Source organism: Pseudonocardia sp. NPDC049635, assembly GCF_040659795.1.
GTDB lineage: Bacteria > Actinomycetota > Actinomycetes > Mycobacteriales > Pseudonocardiaceae > Pseudonocardia.
The window spans coordinates 195,578-212,023 of the sequence record NZ_JBFAON010000006.1 but is presented as its reverse complement, the minus strand read 5'-3'; the positions used below and the strand labels follow the sequence as shown (position 1 = coordinate 212,023).

Genomic DNA, 16,446 nt, shown 5'->3' with positions numbered 1-16,446 from the left:
TTCGTGATGCAGGATCAGACGTTCCAGATCGCCGCGCTCGTCGTCTACTTCGCGGTGATGATGGCCATCGGCTACTACGCGTACCGGCAGACGTCCGACCACGAGGGGTACATGCTCGCGGGGCGCAAGCTCCCGCCGTGGACGGCGGCACTGAGCGCCGGCGCGTCCGACATGTCCGGCTGGTTGATGATGGGTCTGCCGGGCGCGATCTACGCGGCCGGACTGATCGAGGCGTGGATCGCGATCGGTCTCACCGCCGGGGCATACCTGAACTGGCGCTTCGTGGCCCCCCGGTTGCGCTCCTACACGGAGGTGGCGCGGAACTCGATCACGATCCCGAGCTTCTTCGAGAACCGCCTGCACGACACGTCACGGGCGCTGCGGGTCGCCTCCGGGGCGATCGTGCTGGTGTTCTTCACGTTCTACGTCTCATCGATGATGGTCGCGGGCGGGGAGTTCTTCCAGCTCGCGTTCGGCGGGTCCTACCTGACGGGCATGCTGATCGTCGCCGCCGTCACCCTGGCCTACACGATGATCGGTGGATTCCTCGGCGCCTCGCTCACCGACGTCGTGCAGGGCACGATGATGCTGCTGGCGCTGCTGATCGTGCCGGTGATCGCGATCTTCTCGGTAGGCGGGATCGACGAGACGGCGACCGCGATCGCCGCCGTCGACCCGGACCGGCTGTCGCTGCTCGGCGGTGCTGCGCTGTCCGGCGCGACGATGCTCGGGATCATCTCGGCCGCGGCCTGGGGGTTGGGCTACTTCGGCCAGCCGCACATCATCGTGCGTTTCATGGCCATGCGTGACGCCGCGTCCGCCGGACCGGCCCGCCGGGTCGGGATGAGCTGGATGATCCTGTCCCTGGCGGGAGCGGTGGCCTGCGGCCTCGTCGGCATCGCGTTCTTCGCCACGACCCCGAACGAGCTCGACAACCCCGAGCTGGTCGTGCTCGCGATGTCGCAGATCCTGCTGCACCCGCTGGTCGTCGGCTTCGTGTTCGCCGCGGTCCTCGCCGCGATCATGAGCACCGTGTCGAGCCAGCTGATCGTCAGCTCGTCGGCCTTCGTCGAGGACCTCTACAAGGTCTTCGGGCGAGACACCTCACCGCGCACCCTCATGATGCTCGGCCGGTCGTGCGTGCTGGCGGTCGCGGTGATCGCCGCGCTGCTCGCCCTGGACCCGAGCGGGACCATCCTCGACCTGGTCGCGTTCGCCTGGGCCGGGTTCGGCGCGTCCTTCGGTCCGGCGATCCTGCTGTGCCTGTTCTGGCGCGGGCTGACCACCTGGGGTGCGCTCGCCGGCATGGTCGGCGGAGCGGTGACGGTGTTCGTGTGGGACACCTACGGGCCGCCGATCGCGGGCGTCGAGCTGTACGAGATCGTGCCCGGGTTCCTGGTGAACCTGCTGCTGGCGGTCGTGGTGAGCAGACTGACCCACGCGCCGAACCCCGATATCGAGCGGGAGTTCGACGAGGCCGTCGCGGTCGCCGGTGGCCGGGACGCCACCCCGGCGCGCTGACCGCGCCGCCCATGATCCGCGTTCTGGGAGCGCACGAGTGCGCACCACGCACCGCCGCTCCCAGGACGCGGATCTCCCCGGCCGCGCGGGCGGCCGCGCGTCAGAGCCCGGTCGCCCCGGTGCCCCGGGAGAACAGGTCGCCCTCCAGGTAGTGGTCCCAGTCGGCACCGGTCAGCCCGTGGCCGCCGGAACGCAGGTGGTAGCTCATGGCCGGACCGCGGAACGCCCGGTCGGTCTCCGGGCGCCACGCGGCCGAGGACAGACCGGTGTCGCCCAGCCCGTACAGCTCGTAGGCGCGGGCGGCGCCGACATAGGCGAGGAACTCGCCCTCGGGATCGGCGTTCGCGTCGTCGGTGGCGCTGCCCACGACCAGGCGCCGCGGCGCGACGAGCGCCATCAGCTCGTGCTGGTCCACCGGCAGCGCGCTCTCGTTGTCGTTGTACTCACGGTAGGTCTGCGGGAACCAGTGCGGGAAGGAGCTGTTGATCCGGGCGACCGTCTCGGCGCCCACCCCGCCGTCACCGCGGCGGGCGAGCTTCGCACCGGTCGACCCGGAGTTGTTCGTGATGACGGCGGCGAACCGGGTGTCCTGCGCGCCGGCCCACAACGACGCCTTGCCGCTGCGCGAGTGCCCGATCACGCCGACCGTGCTGGGGTCGATGTCGGGATCGGTCTCCAGGTAGTCCATCGCCCGGCTGGCGCCCCACGCCCAGGCGCTGATCGCGCGGCCGGCGTCGTCGGGCAGGTCCTGGCCGGACGGGTGGAACAGGTCGATCACGCCGTCGCGGTAGCTGCCGCTGTCGTCGGGGGCGAGATCGTTCGCGTCGATGACGGCGAACGCGTAACCGGCGTCGGTGATCGTCGAGACCGGCGCGTAGCTCGACGACCGGCCGGGATCGTCGCCGACCGATCCGCGGTGGTCGATCATCAGGAAGGTGCCGCGCGGCTGGCCGTCGGTCTGCGGGACGAACAGCCGCAGGTCGAAGCTCCCGGAGCCCTCGGGCCCGGTGACGCCGATCGTGACGGTCTTGCGCACCACGTCGCCGGTGTCGGACGTGGACACGTCGAACGTCTGCTCCGCCGGGAACGGCAGGCTCTGGCCGTACACGTGCTCCCGGAAATCGGCCAGCAATTCCTCGCGACGGACGTACTCCCACGATTCCGGGCCGTCCACCGCCATTCCGTCCTGCAACCGCAGTGGATTGGGGTAGTCGGCCCCGCCGAGCGTGATCGTGGCGTCGGCGAGCACCCCGGTCAGGCCCTCGGCCAGCTCGCCCGCCGGCTCCGACGCGGCCCCGGCCTGGCCGTCGGAAGCGGCTGCGACCTGCGGCACCGCGACCCCACCGGCTGTGAACAGCACCGCCGCGAGCACCACCGCCGGCGCCCCGCGCACGGCGCCGCGGGAGCGGCGGGATCGGTCGGACCGACGGCTCGGAATGTGCATCGATCGTGACCGTACCCGAGGATCGCCGCACCATCGGGTTGTTCTGGATCACCGGAAGGATGACCGAACACGGGATTCGGAACCGACGGCACCGGGAACCGGTGGGATACGGTCCCGCAATTCTCACCGGAAAGGGGGGTGGCGCCCACCCGATAGCATCGCGCCGTGCTCCCCGCGCTGCTGCTCGTCGCCGTCCTCGCGGTCCTCGCCGTCTTCCAGATCGCCCTCGCGCTCGGTGCTCCGCTCGGCCGGTTCACCTTCGGCGGGCGGCACCCGGGGGTGCTCCCGGTGGGGCTGCGCGTCGCGGCGGCGCTCTCGGTCGCCGTCTACGCGCTGATGGGGACGCTCGCCCTGGACCGGGCCGGGGTGATCGCGGTGTACCCGGCAGATGCCTCCCGGATCGGCATGTGGGTGGTGTTCGGTTTCCTCGTCCTCAACACGATCCCGAACGCGATCTCCCCGTCCCGCAGCGAGCGGCTGGTGATGACGCCGCTGCTGATCGTCATGTCCGTCCTCGCGCTGCTGGTCGCGCTCGGCTGACGGTTCTACGCGCCGTCCCGCCAGCCCAGCTCGGGGGCCAGGTGGGTGAGCACGCTCTCGATCACGTGCGCGTTGTAGTCGACCCCCAGCTGGTTGGGCACCGTGAGCAGCACCGTGTCCGCTGCGGCGATCGCCTCGTCCTCGGCCAGCTCCGCGACGAGCTTGTCCGGCTCGCCGGCGTAGGTCCGCCCGAACCGGGCCTCGCCGCCGTCGATGTGACCGACCTGGTCGGTGCTGTGCCGATCACGCCAGAACAGCTGCCGGTCCAGATCGTTGACGATCGGGAAGATGCTGCGGCTCACCGACACCCGGGGCTCACGCCGGTGCCCGGCCGCGGCCCACGCCTCCCGGAAACGCCGGATCTGCTCGGCCTGCAGCTGGTGGAACGGAACGCCGGTGTCCTCGGTGAGCAGGGTCGAACTCATCAGGTTCATGCCCCGCTGGGCCGCCCACTCCGCCGTCGCCCGGCTGCCGGCTCCCCACCAGATCCGGTCCCGCAGGCCCGGCGAGTGCGGCTCGATCCGCAGCAGCCCTGGCGGGTTCGGGAACATCGGCCGGGGGTTCGGCCGGGCGAAACCCTCGCCACCGATCGCCTCGACGAACGCCCGGGTGTGCTCGCGCGCCATGTCCGCGTCCGTCGTGCCCTCGGGCGGCTCGAACCCGAAGTAGCGGAACCCGTCGATCACCTGTTCCGGCGACCCGCGGCTGAGCCCCAGCTGGAGACGGCCACCGGAGATCAGGTCGGCGGCCCCGGCGTCCTCGGCCATGTACAGCGGGTTCTCGTAACGCATGTCGATCACACCGGTGCCGAGCTCGATCCGGCTGGTCCGGGCAGCGGCCGCCGCGAGCAACGGGAACGGGGACGCGAGCTGACGGGCGAAGTGGTGCACCCGGAAGTAGGCGCCGTCGGCGCCGAGCTCCTCCGCGGCCACGGCCAGCTCGATCGACTGCAGCAGCGCGTCCGACGCCGAACGCACCTGCGACTGCATGGACGGGGACCAGTGCCCGAAGGACAGGAACCCAATCTTCTTCATGGTGCAAGTAACCCCGTCACCGGACTCCCCTATTCCGGGACCGGCGCGCGGGGGCTGCCGGCCGGGTCGGGACGGGTGGCGAGCCGACGCCCGGAGCGGGCGGGGGCACCGGCGCCCACGGCGTGGGCGAGGAGAGGATGATCGACGTCGCGGGCTTCCCGAGCCCGTTCAGGTCGTCGATCAGCGGTTCCAGGTCCCGGATGCGCGGTGCGACCACGCGCAGGACGTGGTCCTCGGTGCCGGTGACCCGGTGGTCCTCCAGCACGGTGGGCCGCTCGGCCGCTAGACGGGCGAGGTCCAGTGACTGGCGGCGCCCGGCCGTCGTCACGACGACGAAGGCGTGAACCTCGTGCCCGGCGGCGATCGGATCGACGCGCGCGCTGTACCCGGTGATCACGCCGTTGTGCTCCAGCCGGCGCACCCGGGCCGCTACGGCGGGTGGGCTCATACCGACCGTGCGGCCCAGCTCGCGGTAACCGAGCCGGGCGTCGTCCTGCAGGAGCGCGAGAAGGTGCCGATCGACGGCGTCCAGTTGCGTCATGGACCCGATCCGAGCGCTCGGCCGTCCGAACGGCAAGTTTTTCTCCGCTGGGCCTTCCGAAGTGCCTTCGATGCCGCGGACGCCCTGCCTAACCTTCCGCGTCGTGACGAGGATGGACGGCCGGTGCTGGGCCTTGTTCGTCGTGGTGTCCGTGCTGTGGGGTGTGCCGTACCTTCTCATCGGCGTCCTGCTGCGGGACGGGGTCGGGCCGCTGTCCACGGCGGCCGCACGCGTGCTGTTGGCCCTGGCGGTGCTGCTGCCGCTGGCGTTCCGCGGCCGCCACGCGGCCCCGGTGCGGGGTCGGTGGGGGCGGCTCGCGGTACTCGCTCTCGTCGAGGTCGTGGTCCCGTTCAGCCTGATCCCGCTCGGCGGACAGACCGTCTCGTCGGGCACGTCCGGGGTGCTGATCGCGACGGAACCGCTGTTCGTGCTGGTGGTCGGGCTCGTTCTCGGCACGAGGGCCCGACCCGGTCCCGCCGCGGTGATCGGGATCGTGGTCGGTTTCGCAGGCGTGGTCGTGCTGCTCGGGGTGGAGGGGCCGGGCCCCGGTGTCGGGCTGTTGGTCGCCGCGGCAGCGTTCTATGCGGTGGGCGCGGTTCTGGTGAGCCGCTGGTTCGGCGATCTCCCGGCGATTCCGGTGGTGGCTGCCGTGCTGATGCTCGCCGCCCCGGTGCTGACGGTGACGGCGGTGCTCGTCGAGCCGTTGCCGGCACCGTCCGCGGCAGGATGGGCGGCCCTCGCGGTACTCGGTCTGGTCACGACACCCGGCGGCTTCGTGGCGTTCTTCCGGTTGATCGCCGTCGCAGGTCCCGACCGCGCAGCGCTCATCACCTACGTCGCGCCGGTGGTGGCCGTCGTGGCAGGTGCAGTCGTACTGGCCGAACCGGTCGGTCCGCGGACGGTGGGCGGGACGATCCTGGTACTCGTCGGCGCCTGGCTGGCCACCCGCGTCCCCGCTGCCGCTGAACAGCAGGCGAGCAGGTAGGCCGCCCGGGCCAGGGCCTCGGCGGCCTCAGCCCTGACCCCGCCGGACCCGCAGCAGGTGCGCCGCAGTGAGCGACACCTGACGGTCGGGGTCGGCCGAGAGCGAGTCCAGTACGGCCTCCGCCTCCGGTCCGGGGATGTCGGCCAACGCCGACACCAGCCGCAACCGGGTGGCTCCGGTACGGCCTGCGATCTCGTCGGCGAGCGCCCGGACGACCCCCTCGGCCCGGTCGTACCGGGAGGCGAGGAGCCCGAGCGCGTCGGCCGCCTCCACGTCGTCCCGGCCCTCGACGACCAGCGCGACGAGCGCGGGGAGGGCGTCGGCCCCGCCGAGCGTGCCGCGCACGATCGCCGCCCTGCCCCGCACCACCGGATCCGCGTGCCGGAACGCCTCGGCGACGGCCGCCAGCGCCTGCGGCGAACCGATCTTCATCAGTGCTCCCAGCGCACGGTGCCGCCGGTCGGTGTCCGGCGAGTCCAGGGCGGTGGCGACGACCCGGACGCCGGCGTCCCCGGCGCGGGCGAGCGCCCAGACCAACGCACCCGCGACCGTCGGGTCGGACTCGCCCAGCACCGCCTCCGCCAGCAGCACCGCGTCGCGCTCGTCCTGCCCGGTGAGGGACAGGGCCAGCCGCTGGCGGGACGACGGGTCGTCCACCTCCAGGCCCCGCATCAGGCCGATCGTGCGCAGCACGTCGGACCAGGCTGCCGGGTCGCTCGCCCGGACCCGCTCCAGTCTGCCCAACAGCTCCTCGTCCCTGGCCAGCCGGTCCCTGGTCCGTTCGATCAGGTGCTCGACGATCGCGCCCGGGTCGAACGAGACGCCGTCGAGCACGTCCGCGATGCCCTGCAGGCTCATCCCGAGGGTGCGCAGGCCCTCGACGTGGAAGAGCCGGCGCACGTCGTCCTCGGAGTACCGCCGGTATCCGCCCCCGGTGCGACCGGTCGGCGACACCAGCCCGATCGCGTCGTAGTGGCGCAGCATCCGGGCGCTGATCCCCGAGCGCCGGGAGACCTCTCCGATCAGCACCGCGTGATCACCCCTCGACGAGCGGGGCCCCACGCAACGCGACGACCCGGCGTGCCTCCGCGAGCGCGGCCTCGAACCCCGTCTCGGGATTCTGCATGATCTGTTCCGTGGCGATCGCGTGCGCACGGACCTCCGGATCCGGTGCGGTGGTCGCGCGCTCCACCACCGGTGCCGCCGCCGCACCGAGCATCGCGAACGCCCGACTCAGGCTCCGCCGCACCTCCCGGTCACCGCGGGCGAACTGGGTGGCCAGGGTCTCGGCCAGGTGTGGTTCGCCGCCCTCGGGCACGAGGCCGGCAGCGGCGCGCCAGGCCGTTCGGGCGACCTCGTCGTCGGTGTCGCGCAGGAGCGTGGGCGTGATCGCCTGCCAGGCACGCTCGTCACCGATCTTGGACAGGGTGTGCAGTGCCTGGCTGCGGGCCTGCGGGATCTCCGAGTCGAGCTCCCGCAGCAGCAGCGGCACCGTCGCCGACCGGTCGTGCCGGGTCAGCGCCCACGTCAGCATGTCGCGCACGTAGAAGTCCGGTTCCACGGCACAGCGCTGGACCAACACCTCGACCTGGCGTGGATCCGGGTGGGTTCCCGCGGTGAGCGCGGCCTGCAGGCGCTCCGACGTGGTGCGGGCTTCGGGCTCGGTCATCTCGACCACCTCCGGCACCGATCGAAGACGTTGTCACGGTGTGAAGGTCAAGGGTGCTGATCGGAACGGTGCACCCGGAGCGTCACCGGCTCCCTTCGCGGCAGCTCACGGAACACCTCGCTGTGCGCCTCCGCACCGGGCCGGCCCCGGGACTCCCGGCGGTTGCCGGTCAACCAGCGGGCGACGTCGATGAGCTTCACGTTCGTGTCCTGCGACGAGCGGACCAGCATCTGGAAGGCCGTCTGGTCGTCGACGTCGAACCGTTCCATCAGGATGCCCTTGGCCTGCCCGATGAGGTCGCGCAGTGACCGCCGTGTGAGCAGGTCGGACGCTGCGCGAGCCAGTGAGCTCAGCAGGTCGCGGTCAGGGTGCGAGGGCATGGAGCCTCCGGCCGGCACGAGGTTCGTGCCGCGGTGCGGCAGAGCCGAAGCGGCATGTACGGCGTTCTGCCTTCCGCCGGTGGCTCGGCGGCCAAGGAGGCACATGAACAACGGGTTCGACAAGATCCGACGTCACTGGATGTGGGACCGGTTCCTACTCTCTGAGCGGTCGGCGACCGCATCCGAGGGGCACCCACCGTGTCGAGGCACAAACCTGACCACCGTCCTGATCGGTGTGCCCGGCCCCCTGGCCGCTCGGGCTGCGACTCATGGGCGTTCGCACGGCAGGAACGCCGGCCGGTGTCGTCCCGCGGCGGGATCGCGGTGGTCGCCGAGCAGGCGATGCGTGCGGCGGACGGTGCGTAGCGATGCGGTGATGCCTGCGCGATCGGGGTCGTGGCCGCCGTGATGGACGGGCGTCGTCCATCAGGCTGCGAATGGCGTAGTGGCCGCGCAGGTGTCCCGGATCGAGTTCGGCTCCGCACCGCCGGACCGGCGGGCACGCACTCCGCCGACCGCCACGCGGGTGCGCCTCCTCGGCCGCGGTCAGCCGGCGCCGCGCAGGCGCCGGCTGTACCAGGCGGTCCATCCCACGATCCCGACCAGCACGATCACGGTGAGTGCCTCGGTGAGCCCGACCGCAACCGGGATCGGGAGCAGGTAGACCAGAGGTATCCGGGCGAGTGCCTCGATCAGCAGGCCGACGCCCCAGACCGTGGACAGGAGCCGGTGGGCGCGGCGGGCCGCCGGGCTGGTCGCGTACTCGTGGGCGGCCTGCGCGGCGCGTGCGGGATCGAAGCTCTGCGTCGCGGCCAGGGTGAGTGGGCGGCGCCCGCGGGCCGCCGTCACCAGGAACACCACGCCCACGGCCGCGGTGATGAACGAGGTGCGCAGCAGCAGCGTGCGTGGGTCCCCGGTGAGCAGCGCCAACGTGAGGCCGATACCGCACACCAGCAGCATGATCAGGGCGAACGCGTTGAGGGTCCGGTTGCGCAGCGCGGACCAGGCCACCCGTGTGGCTGCGAGCCCGGAGGCGACGAGCAGCGCCAGCCAGTCGCTGGCACCGAACAGGTGCAGCAGGTAGTAGCCGGCCACCGGGAGCCCGACGTCGAGCAGTAACCCGCGCAGCATGATCAGCGACCCGCCCGCGCGGTCGGTGGTGGGCGGGTCGTCGGCGACGTTCACGGCCGCTGACTCCCCGCGTCGGGGATCCACGACCCGTGGGATCCGGCGAGCACCACCGGGCGCGGTTCGACGCGCGCGACCGGTGGGCCTGCGGCGCCGGTCGCGTCGAGCACCAGCAGTTGGCAGTCCCGCCCGTCCCGGGTCACGGTGTTCGACTCGGCGGGTACAGGTGCGGGGTGGCCCTGCAGACAGGGCCGGAGATCGCTGGTGGTCGTCATGCACACCAGCGTCACGTGTCGATATTGACCTGTCAAGATTGTCATGTCAGTAGTGGAACCCAGGGGCGCGGAGGACCCTTCCGCGCATTCTGTTCGGACTGATCGCTGCACCCTTGCCACCGGGCACGACCTGGCCCGGATGTTCGACGGCGACCTTCGTCGCTGCGCCCTGCAGGCCGGACGCGCCAGCGTGCACCCGAGCTCGCGAAGCTCACCGCTCGCGGCACACAGGACCTACGCCGTCACCGACGAGGGCCGCGACGAGCTGCGTCACTGGATGCTCGCGTCGCCACGGCAGGGGCAAGATCCCGACGAGCACGTCCGCTGATCGTCGCCCACCCGCCCGAGGACGCACCGACCCTGCTCGACCGGACCGCCGACGGACGAGCGGAGCGGGGCCGACCCGCGACCGGCCCCCGAAGCCCCGGGCGGCTCGGTGCTCGGCGCGGACGGCCCGGATGACGACGAGCCGGACGACGGGCCGACGGGCGCAACGGCGGTGCTGCCGTGATCCGGGAATGGTTCTCCATGTTCCTCGGGAACGACTGAGGCCCAACCCGACGGCGTCGGATTGGGCCTCTGACCTGCGTGGGCGATACAGGGATCGGAGCAGTGACCTCGTCGGCGTCAAGGGTGGCGCCGCAGCCGGGCCAGCTCGGCACGCTTTTCCCCGTTGACCGCCGCGGGCCCGTCGCGCCGTTCCCGGTGCAGGGCCTCGACCCAGTTGCGCAGGGCCTCGTGGTTCACCCCGAGCTCGCGAGCCACGTCGCGAGCCGAACGCCCCCGTCGAGAGCCAGCTCTGCGGCGTTGCGGCGGGACTCCTCGAGGCACTTACCTCGACGCCCCATCGCGCGTCCTCCTCCTCGGCTACTGCCAAGTCTGGAGGCGTCCGGCCAGGAGGTGTCACTTCATACCGACACGAGCCAGCCAAACTAGGCCCGGCTCTTCATGAGCGTGGGCGATGATCAGGACCCCGAATCGAAAGTGCCTCATGACCAGGTAAGACAGGGCTTGCTGAAGACCCTGTCGCCGCAGCCGAGGAGACGCTCTCCAGGTGCAGAGCACAAGCAGGCCCACCGGTTGTCGTGACCGCTGATGGGGCGGGGATGGCGTCGCATGTCGCCCAGGTCGCGCTGCTGCTGCGCTCCGCGGTCACCGAAACCTCGTTCCAGACCGCGCCGCACCCCTACCGAGTGGACGCCCCGCGGGCTGCGGCACAGCTTCGCGTCCCTGCTGTCGGACAGCGGCATGACCCTCGACCAGATCGCGGCTCATCGGCCACACGGTCGGCAGCTCGGTCACCGAACTCGTCTACCGCAAGCAGATCCGTCCCGTGATCGACGACGGCGCCACGGCGACGAACGACCTGTTCCCCGGGGGAAGAGCGATAGTCAGGCAGTTCGACAGGCAGCACACCCGAGAACGACGAAAACCCCTGGCCACATCCGGCTCGTCGAGCCTGCGACCAGGGGTTTTGACTGTGGGCGATACTGGGATCGAACCAGTGACCTCTTCGGTGTGAACGAAGCGCTCTCCCCCTGAGCTAATCGCCCTCAGCGGTGTCTCGTACTTTACACAGCCGCATCCCAGCCCCCCACGGGGGGTCGGTAGTGATCACCGCACCTCGGGCACGACGTCCGGCGGCGGCGCGGCCGGGGGCGGCGGCGCCATCATCGGCTTGAACGGTGACTCCAGCCAGGCCCAGTCGATCCCGACCCACCCGCCGACGGTGTCGAACACTCCGACCAGCCAGGCACACACGGCGACGAGGCCCAGGATCAGTGTCATCACCAGCAACTGGACCGGCCGGGCCCGCCGGTGCATCCAGGCCACCCAGGCGTCGTATCGGACGCGGACCCAGTGCAGCAGACGCTTCGCCCACCTGAACTCGGCGGCGAGCACGCCGAGGCCGAGGAAGATGATCGCCCAGCCGGGGCCGGGCGCCGGGAGCGCGATGATCCCGAGGATCACGATCGCGGTGCCGAGCACGCCCGCGGTGATCCGGTAGCTCAGGTCGAGCACCGGTCTGCCGGCGACCTCCGCCCGGAAGGCCCGATAGCGGACCTTCGTCCGCCGGAACCACCTGCGGATTCCGGTGTAGCGGCGGCGCGGCCGCGGCCCCGCCGCCGGGACCCCGGTGTCGTTCTGCTCCGTCGTACTCAGGTCCCCACCTGCCCGGCCGCGACTGACATGTGATCCGGAAGGGGAACCCCTTCCGTGCTCCGGCGAGACGGCGCACGTCCTGCACGCCGCTCCGTCGACCGATGCTACTGACAACGGTCCTCCGGCCCCCGACCGGATGACGAAGGTCCCGACGGTCGTCCGTCGACCTCGCGCCACTGCGCGAGGTGCCGGACGCACCGGACCGGCCCACCCCGGGGCGACGACGTCCGCGGCCGGGCCCCGTGCGCGCGGATCCGTGGCGCCGACGGTGACGGCCGCCGCCCGAACCGGTTGCGGAGCTCACCCGGTGCGGTCGACTCCCCGGCCACGATCCGTTGCCCGGACGGGCAGCGTCGGCACCGTCGCGGCGAGCCGGCCGCGGCGCACGGCACGGGCGCCGGACAACCCGGGGGGCCGGGATCCCGAGGGATCCGGACTCCGGCGAGAGTAGTCGCGACCCGCCGTCGGCCTCACACGCCAGGACGGCGGAGGGCCCGTTCAGCCGTGTCCACGCAGCGGGGAGTTACACCGGTGTGACTCGATCGGGCGTCATCCCGTGGTGATCCACGTTGATGCGCGCCGGACCCGTCACCCCGAGGGTCGCTTGCTCGTTCTCCCGACTGACGCCCCACGCAACGCCCCACGAAAGAGGATGACCGATGCGCGACGAGTCCAAGACGATCCGGGCGACGGCCATGTTCGAGCTCATCGCTCCGGACGCGCCGGTCGTGCCCGTGAAGGTCGAACTGTCCTACACGAGCCGCGACCCCTACGCCGTCCAGGCCTCGTTCCGGACCGGACACGACACCACCGTGGACTGGGTCTTCGCCCGCGACCTGCTCGCCGACGGCCTGGTCGACTCGGCCGGCACCGGTGACGTGCGGGTGCAGCCCATGAGTGACGACCCGACCCGGATCGAGCTCGAGCTCACCTCGCCGTCCGGGCACGCGTTGTTCACCACCGCGGCGCAGACCCTCTCGGAGTTCCTGCAGGCGACCTACGACGCCGTCCCGGCCGCCGCCGAGTACTCGTGGCTCGACTTCGACGCCGCGCTCGCGGACCTGCTCGACACGACCGCCCGGGACTGATCGACGCACCCCGGCACCGGGCGGAGCCGAGCTCCGCGCCTGAGAGGACATCCGGTGCCGGAGAGGGGGCGGACGCCTCCTCGGGGCGGGTGCTAGTGTTCTCTCACCGCACCGTGGACCGGTTCCGGCCGGAGATGCGGTGCTCGTGCGGACGTAGCGCAGCTGGTAGCGCATCACCTTGCCAAGGTGAGGGTCGCGGGTTCGAGTCCCGTCGTCCGCTCGGAGGAAGTCACTCCACGATTCCGGCGGAGTGGCCGAGTGGCTGAGGCAAGGGCCTGCAAAGCCCTGTACGCGGGTTCGATTCCCGCCTCCGCCTCGCGCGATTAGCTCAGCGGGAGAGCACTACCTTGACACGGTAGGGGTCACTGGTTCAATCCCAGTATCGCGCACCATCGAAGTCCCCGGGCCCCACGGTCCGGGGACTTCGTCGTTCCCGGACCCGGCACGACGATCTTGACCCACCCCCCTCGCAGGCCAGCACGGACCGTGCGCTAGTGTTCTCTCCAACGCACCGGGGAACGGTGCGATGCGGACGTAGCGCAGCTGGTAGCGCATCACCTTGCCAAGGTGAGGGTCGCGGGTTCGAGTCCCGTCGTCCGCTCGGCCGGTCTCGGAACGAGTCGGGAATCCGGCGGCGTGGCCGAGTGGCTTAGGCAAGGGCCTGCAAAGCCCTGTACGCGGGTTCGATTCCCGCCGCCGCCTCGCGCGATTAGCTCAGCGGGAGAGCACTACCTTGACACGGTAGGGGTCACTGGTTCAATCCCAGTATCGCGCACCACCAGGGAGAACCCCCTGATCGACACGGTCGGTCAGGGGGTTCTCGCATGTTCGGGGTCACCGCTCCGCAGGCCGCTTGACACCGCCGGACCGGCCGGTGACTATGCGCTTAGTAAGCGGCTGTGACGCGGGACACGACGACGTGAACGGAGGACACCGATGGAGGTGTCGTGCGCCTTCCCGACGAGCCTGAGCTCGCCGGACGACATCGCGCTGGCGGAGGAGCTGGGATACGACCGGGCCTGGGTCTACGACACCCCGCAGCAGAGCCCGGACGTGTGGATGACCCTGGCGCTGGCCGCCGAGCGGACCGGGCGGATCGGGCTCGGCCCCGGCGTCCTGGTCCCGAGCCTGCGACACCCCATGGTGAACGCGGCAGCCACCGCCACGCTCGCCGCTCTCGCCCCCGGCCGGGTGGCGGTCTCGTTCGGCACCGGGTTCACCGGTCGGCGCGCGATGGGCTACCGGGCGATCACGTGGGCCTTCATGGACGCCTACATCCGTGCCTTCCGCGGCCTGCTCCGCGGCGAGGTCGTCGAATGGGAGGGCGCCCGGATGCAGATGCTGCACCCCGACGGCCACTCCCCCGCCCGCCCGGTCGACGTCCCGGTGCTCGTCGGCGCACTCGGCCCCAAGGGTGACGCGGTCGCTCGCGAGCTCGGCGACGGCCTGTACGCCACGCTGCAGGCCCCGGAGTTCATGAAGGACCACCCGTGGGCGGCGTTCCTGGTGTGGGGCACCGTGCTGGACGACGACGAGCCGGTCGACACCGAACGCGTCCGCGCCGCGGGCGGCCCCGGCTGGGCGCTCGCCTACCACGGCGCCTACGAGTTCGGCGGACCCGACGCGGTCCGCGCGCTTCCCGGCGGCGACGCCTGGATGGCGACCGTCGAGCGGAGGGCGGAGGACGAGCGGCACCTGGCGGTGCACGCGGGCCACTGCGTCGAACTCAACGACGCCGATCGCGCCGCCTGGACCGCGGGCGGGCACGCGCTGCTGCGCGACGCGACCATCAGCGGTACCCGGGACGAGGTCCGGCGCAAGATCGAGGAGCTCGGGGCCCGGGGCGTCACCGAGATCGTCTTCCAGCCCTGTGGCCCGGACACCCGCACCGAGCTGGAGCGGTTCCTCGACGCGGCCCGCGCCGTCGCGACCGTCTAAACCGACCCCTCGGCCGGGTCTCAGCCCGCCGGCGGGCCGGGCACCGCGGAGACCATGCTCACCGCGAGATCGGCGTAGAACCGGCCGAGTTGTTCCGGCGAGTCCGGGCCGTCCGGCCGGTACCACCGGACGAGATCGACCCCCAGCGAGAGCAGGGCCCGCACCACCCGGCCGGCGTCGACCGGGGCGAACTCGCCCCGGTCGACGCCCTCGGTGATCACCGAGCGGAACAGCTCCGGGAACTCCCGGCGGATCGTGACGATCTCGTCGAGATGCTCGGGGCTCAACGCCGACAGCTCGTACTGGCACACCCGCGCCGCCACGTGGTGGCGAGCGTGCCAGGCGACGAACCGCGACATGACCGCCCGCAACCGGGCCGGCGGGCCGTCGGGCCTCGCCGTCTCCCCGGGCACCGCGAGGGCCTCCAGGGCCCGCAGGTGGCCGCGCCGGGTGATCTCGAACAGCACGTCCTCCTTGGAGCGGAAATGCACGTAGAGCGCCGCCGGGCTCAGCCCCGCGCCGGTGGAGACGTCCCGGGTGGTCGTACCGGTGAAACCCCGCTTCGCGAAACAGTGCACGGCCGAGGTGAGCAGCGTCCGAGCGACCGGCGCGAGATCGTCGCCCCACAGCTCCGTCACCGGATCCACGACGTCACGCGTCATGCCACTCCCTCCACCGCACCTGAACAGCATGTTCCTTGACACATCTCACAGCCCCACTGACTATGCGCTTAGTCATCTGCGCTCGTCGCCGCCGGAGGAACCCCATGACCCGTGAGATCACGACCATCGTCAGCGGCCTGACCTACACCGAATGCCCCCGCTGGCACGACGACCGCCTGTGGTTCGTCGATTTCTACACCCACCGCGTGCTATCGGTCGCCGAGGACGGCAGTGACCAACGCCTCGAGGCCGAGGTGCCGCAACAGCCCTCCGGGATCGGCTGGTTGCCCGACGGGCGGCTGCTCGTGGTCTCCATGCGCGACGCGCGGGTGCTCCGCCGCGAGCACGACGGCACCCTGGTCACCCACGCCGACGTCTCGGCGCACACCGGTGGACACCTCAACGACATGGTCGTCGACGCCCAGGGACGTGCCTACGCGGGCAACTTCGGGTTCGACCTGATGGGTGGTGCGCCGCTGCAGACCGCATCGCTGGTGCGGGTCGATCCGGACGGTTCGGTCGCCGTCGTCGCCGACGACCTGTGGTTCCCCAACGGCAGCGTGATCACCGACGACGGCACCCTGCTGGTCGGCGAGACGTTCGGCAACCGGATCACCGCGTTCGACATCGCCGCGGACGGTTCCCTGACCGACCGGCGGGTGTGGGCGTCGTTCGGCGAGCTGCCGGACCGCGACGTCGAGAAGGCACTCGGCCAGATCTCGGTCGCACCGGACGGTTGCGGCCTGGACGCCGAGGGGGCCCTGTGGGTCGCGGATGCGCTCAACGCCCGGCTGATCCGGGTCCGCGAGGGCGGCGAGATCGTCGACTCGATCGACACCGGGACCGGTGTGTTCGCCTGCATGCTGGGCGGAGCCGACGGCAGGACCCTGTTCGCCAGCGTCGCGCCGGACTTCCACGAGCAGGCCCGCCGCACCGCCCGCGAGGCCGCCGTGATCGCGGTGCGGGTGGACGTCGGGCACGGCGGAACCCCCTGAGCTGCTGTGTCGGGGGGGGGGGCGGGCGGCCGCGCGGCCCCCCCCCGGCGAGGGCTGGGGGGGGGCCGCCGCGCGGACCGGCC

General features: G+C 71.6%; 16 protein-coding genes, 7 tRNA genes and 2 pseudogenes. 12 read left to right on the top strand and 13 right to left on the bottom strand.

Going from position 1 to position 16,446, the window contains the following annotated elements; all coding sequences use genetic code 11:
• Positions 1-6 precede the first annotated feature (6 nt).
• Entirely contained in the window at positions 7-1,521 is a 1,515-nt protein-coding gene (putP, locus tag AB0J24_RS10650) for a sodium/proline symporter PutP (RefSeq protein ID WP_358678647.1), read from the top strand.
• A 100-nt stretch (positions 1,522-1,621) separates the two neighbouring features.
• On the opposite strand, the gene AB0J24_RS10645 is transcribed toward putP, so the two are convergent.
• A complete protein-coding gene (locus tag AB0J24_RS10645) occupies positions 1,622-2,965 on the bottom strand; it encodes an acetylxylan esterase (RefSeq protein ID WP_358678644.1) in 1,344 nt (447 codons plus the stop codon).
• A gap of 165 nt (positions 2,966-3,130) precedes the next feature.
• Here AB0J24_RS10645 and AB0J24_RS10640 point away from each other — a divergent pair, with 165 nt between their 5' ends.
• Positions 3,131-3,505, top strand: coding sequence for a hypothetical protein (locus AB0J24_RS10640; protein WP_358678641.1), 375 nt, complete (start codon positions 3,131-3,133; stop codon positions 3,503-3,505).
• A 5-nt stretch (positions 3,506-3,510) separates the two neighbouring features.
• Here the strand turns inward: AB0J24_RS10640 and AB0J24_RS10635 are convergent, their stop codons facing one another.
• Both AB0J24_RS10635 and AB0J24_RS10630 read right to left on the bottom strand, forming a co-directional pair.
• The gene (locus AB0J24_RS10635) at positions 3,511-4,539 is read right to left on the bottom strand and encodes an LLM class flavin-dependent oxidoreductase (RefSeq protein WP_358678638.1); all 1,029 of its coding nucleotides are present in this window, start codon (positions 4,537-4,539) and stop codon (positions 3,511-3,513) included.
• Between the two features lie 16 nt (positions 4,540-4,555).
• A complete protein-coding gene (locus AB0J24_RS10630) occupies positions 4,556-5,080 on the bottom strand; it encodes an Lrp/AsnC family transcriptional regulator (RefSeq protein ID WP_358678635.1) in 525 nt (174 codons plus the stop codon).
• Positions 5,081-5,192: 112 nt separating this feature from the next.
• Between AB0J24_RS10630 and AB0J24_RS10625 the strand changes: the two genes are divergently transcribed.
• Positions 5,193-6,065 (top strand): DMT family transporter, encoded by an 873-nt coding sequence (locus AB0J24_RS10625; RefSeq protein ID WP_358678767.1) that lies wholly within the window; start codon positions 5,193-5,195, stop codon positions 6,063-6,065.
• 27 nt (positions 6,066-6,092) lie between these two features.
• On the opposite strand, the gene AB0J24_RS10620 is transcribed toward AB0J24_RS10625, so the two are convergent.
• The 9 genes and pseudogenes from AB0J24_RS10620 to AB0J24_RS10580 all read right to left on the bottom strand — a co-directional run bounded on the left by AB0J24_RS10620 (position 6,093) and on the right by AB0J24_RS10580 (position 11,539).
• Entirely contained in the window at positions 6,093-7,094 is a 1,002-nt protein-coding gene (locus tag AB0J24_RS10620; RefSeq protein ID WP_358678632.1) for a MerR family transcriptional regulator, read from the bottom strand.
• A gap of 7 nt (positions 7,095-7,101) precedes the next feature.
• Positions 7,102-7,734 (bottom strand): HEAT repeat domain-containing protein, encoded by a 633-nt coding sequence (locus AB0J24_RS10615; protein ID WP_358678629.1) that lies wholly within the window; start codon positions 7,732-7,734, stop codon positions 7,102-7,104.
• Positions 7,735-7,904: 170 nt separating this feature from the next.
• Positions 7,905-8,045 (bottom strand): annotated as a pseudogene (locus AB0J24_RS10610) (ANTAR domain-containing protein); the annotation flags it as partial.
• 336 nt (positions 8,046-8,381) lie between these two features.
• Positions 8,382-8,577 (bottom strand): annotated as a pseudogene (locus tag AB0J24_RS10605) (hypothetical protein); the annotation flags it as partial.
• Between the two features lie 83 nt (positions 8,578-8,660).
• Complete coding sequence (locus AB0J24_RS10600; RefSeq protein ID WP_358678626.1) at positions 8,661-9,299, bottom strand: VC0807 family protein; 639 nt, start codon at positions 9,297-9,299, stop codon at positions 8,661-8,663.
• Positions 9,296-9,517, bottom strand: coding sequence for a hypothetical protein (locus AB0J24_RS10595; RefSeq protein WP_358678623.1), 222 nt, complete (start codon positions 9,515-9,517; stop codon positions 9,296-9,298). Before AB0J24_RS10595 ends, AB0J24_RS10600 begins: the two co-directional genes overlap by 4 nt.
• Before the next feature lie 627 nt (positions 9,518-10,144).
• Positions 10,145-10,348, bottom strand: coding sequence for a transposase (locus tag AB0J24_RS10590; RefSeq protein WP_358678620.1), 204 nt, complete (start codon positions 10,346-10,348; stop codon positions 10,145-10,147).
• 650 nt (positions 10,349-10,998) lie between these two features.
• A tRNA-Val gene (locus tag AB0J24_RS10585) sits at positions 10,999-11,070 on the bottom strand.
• A gap of 61 nt (positions 11,071-11,131) precedes the next feature.
• Positions 11,132-11,539, bottom strand: a complete 408-nt coding sequence (locus AB0J24_RS10580; RefSeq protein WP_358678617.1) for a TIGR02611 family protein — start codon at positions 11,537-11,539, stop codon at positions 11,132-11,134.
• 800 nt (positions 11,540-12,339) lie between these two features.
• On the opposite strand from AB0J24_RS10580, the gene AB0J24_RS10575 reads away from it, so the two are divergent.
• From AB0J24_RS10575 to AB0J24_RS10540, 8 genes are all read left to right on the top strand, one after another.
• The gene (locus AB0J24_RS10575) at positions 12,340-12,768 is read left to right on the top strand and encodes an SsgA family sporulation/cell division regulator (RefSeq protein WP_358678614.1); all 429 of its coding nucleotides are present in this window, start codon (positions 12,340-12,342) and stop codon (positions 12,766-12,768) included.
• 147 nt (positions 12,769-12,915) lie between these two features.
• A tRNA-Gly gene (locus AB0J24_RS10570) sits at positions 12,916-12,988 on the top strand.
• 24 nt (positions 12,989-13,012) lie between these two features.
• A tRNA-Cys gene (locus AB0J24_RS10565) sits at positions 13,013-13,084 on the top strand.
• A 1-nt stretch (position 13,085) separates the two neighbouring features.
• A tRNA-Val gene (locus AB0J24_RS10560) sits at positions 13,086-13,160 on the top strand.
• 136 nt (positions 13,161-13,296) lie between these two features.
• A tRNA-Gly gene (locus AB0J24_RS10555) sits at positions 13,297-13,369 on the top strand.
• 29 nt (positions 13,370-13,398) lie between these two features.
• Positions 13,399-13,470, top strand: a tRNA-Cys gene (locus AB0J24_RS10550).
• 1 nt (position 13,471) lies between these two features.
• Positions 13,472-13,546 (top strand) — tRNA-Val (locus AB0J24_RS10545).
• A gap of 158 nt (positions 13,547-13,704) precedes the next feature.
• Complete coding sequence (locus tag AB0J24_RS10540) at positions 13,705-14,706, top strand: LLM class flavin-dependent oxidoreductase (protein ID WP_358678611.1); 1,002 nt, start codon at positions 13,705-13,707, stop codon at positions 14,704-14,706.
• Positions 14,707-14,726: 20 nt separating this feature from the next.
• On the opposite strand, the gene AB0J24_RS10535 is transcribed toward AB0J24_RS10540, so the two are convergent.
• Complete coding sequence (locus AB0J24_RS10535) at positions 14,727-15,368, bottom strand: TetR/AcrR family transcriptional regulator (RefSeq protein WP_358678608.1); 642 nt, start codon at positions 15,366-15,368, stop codon at positions 14,727-14,729.
• 104 nt (positions 15,369-15,472) lie between these two features.
• Between AB0J24_RS10535 and AB0J24_RS10530 the strand changes: the two genes are divergently transcribed.
• On the top strand, positions 15,473-16,363 hold the full coding sequence (locus AB0J24_RS10530; RefSeq protein ID WP_358678605.1) for an SMP-30/gluconolactonase/LRE family protein: 891 nt from the start codon (positions 15,473-15,475) through the stop codon (positions 16,361-16,363).
• The last annotated feature ends 83 nt before the right edge of the window (positions 16,364-16,446 follow it).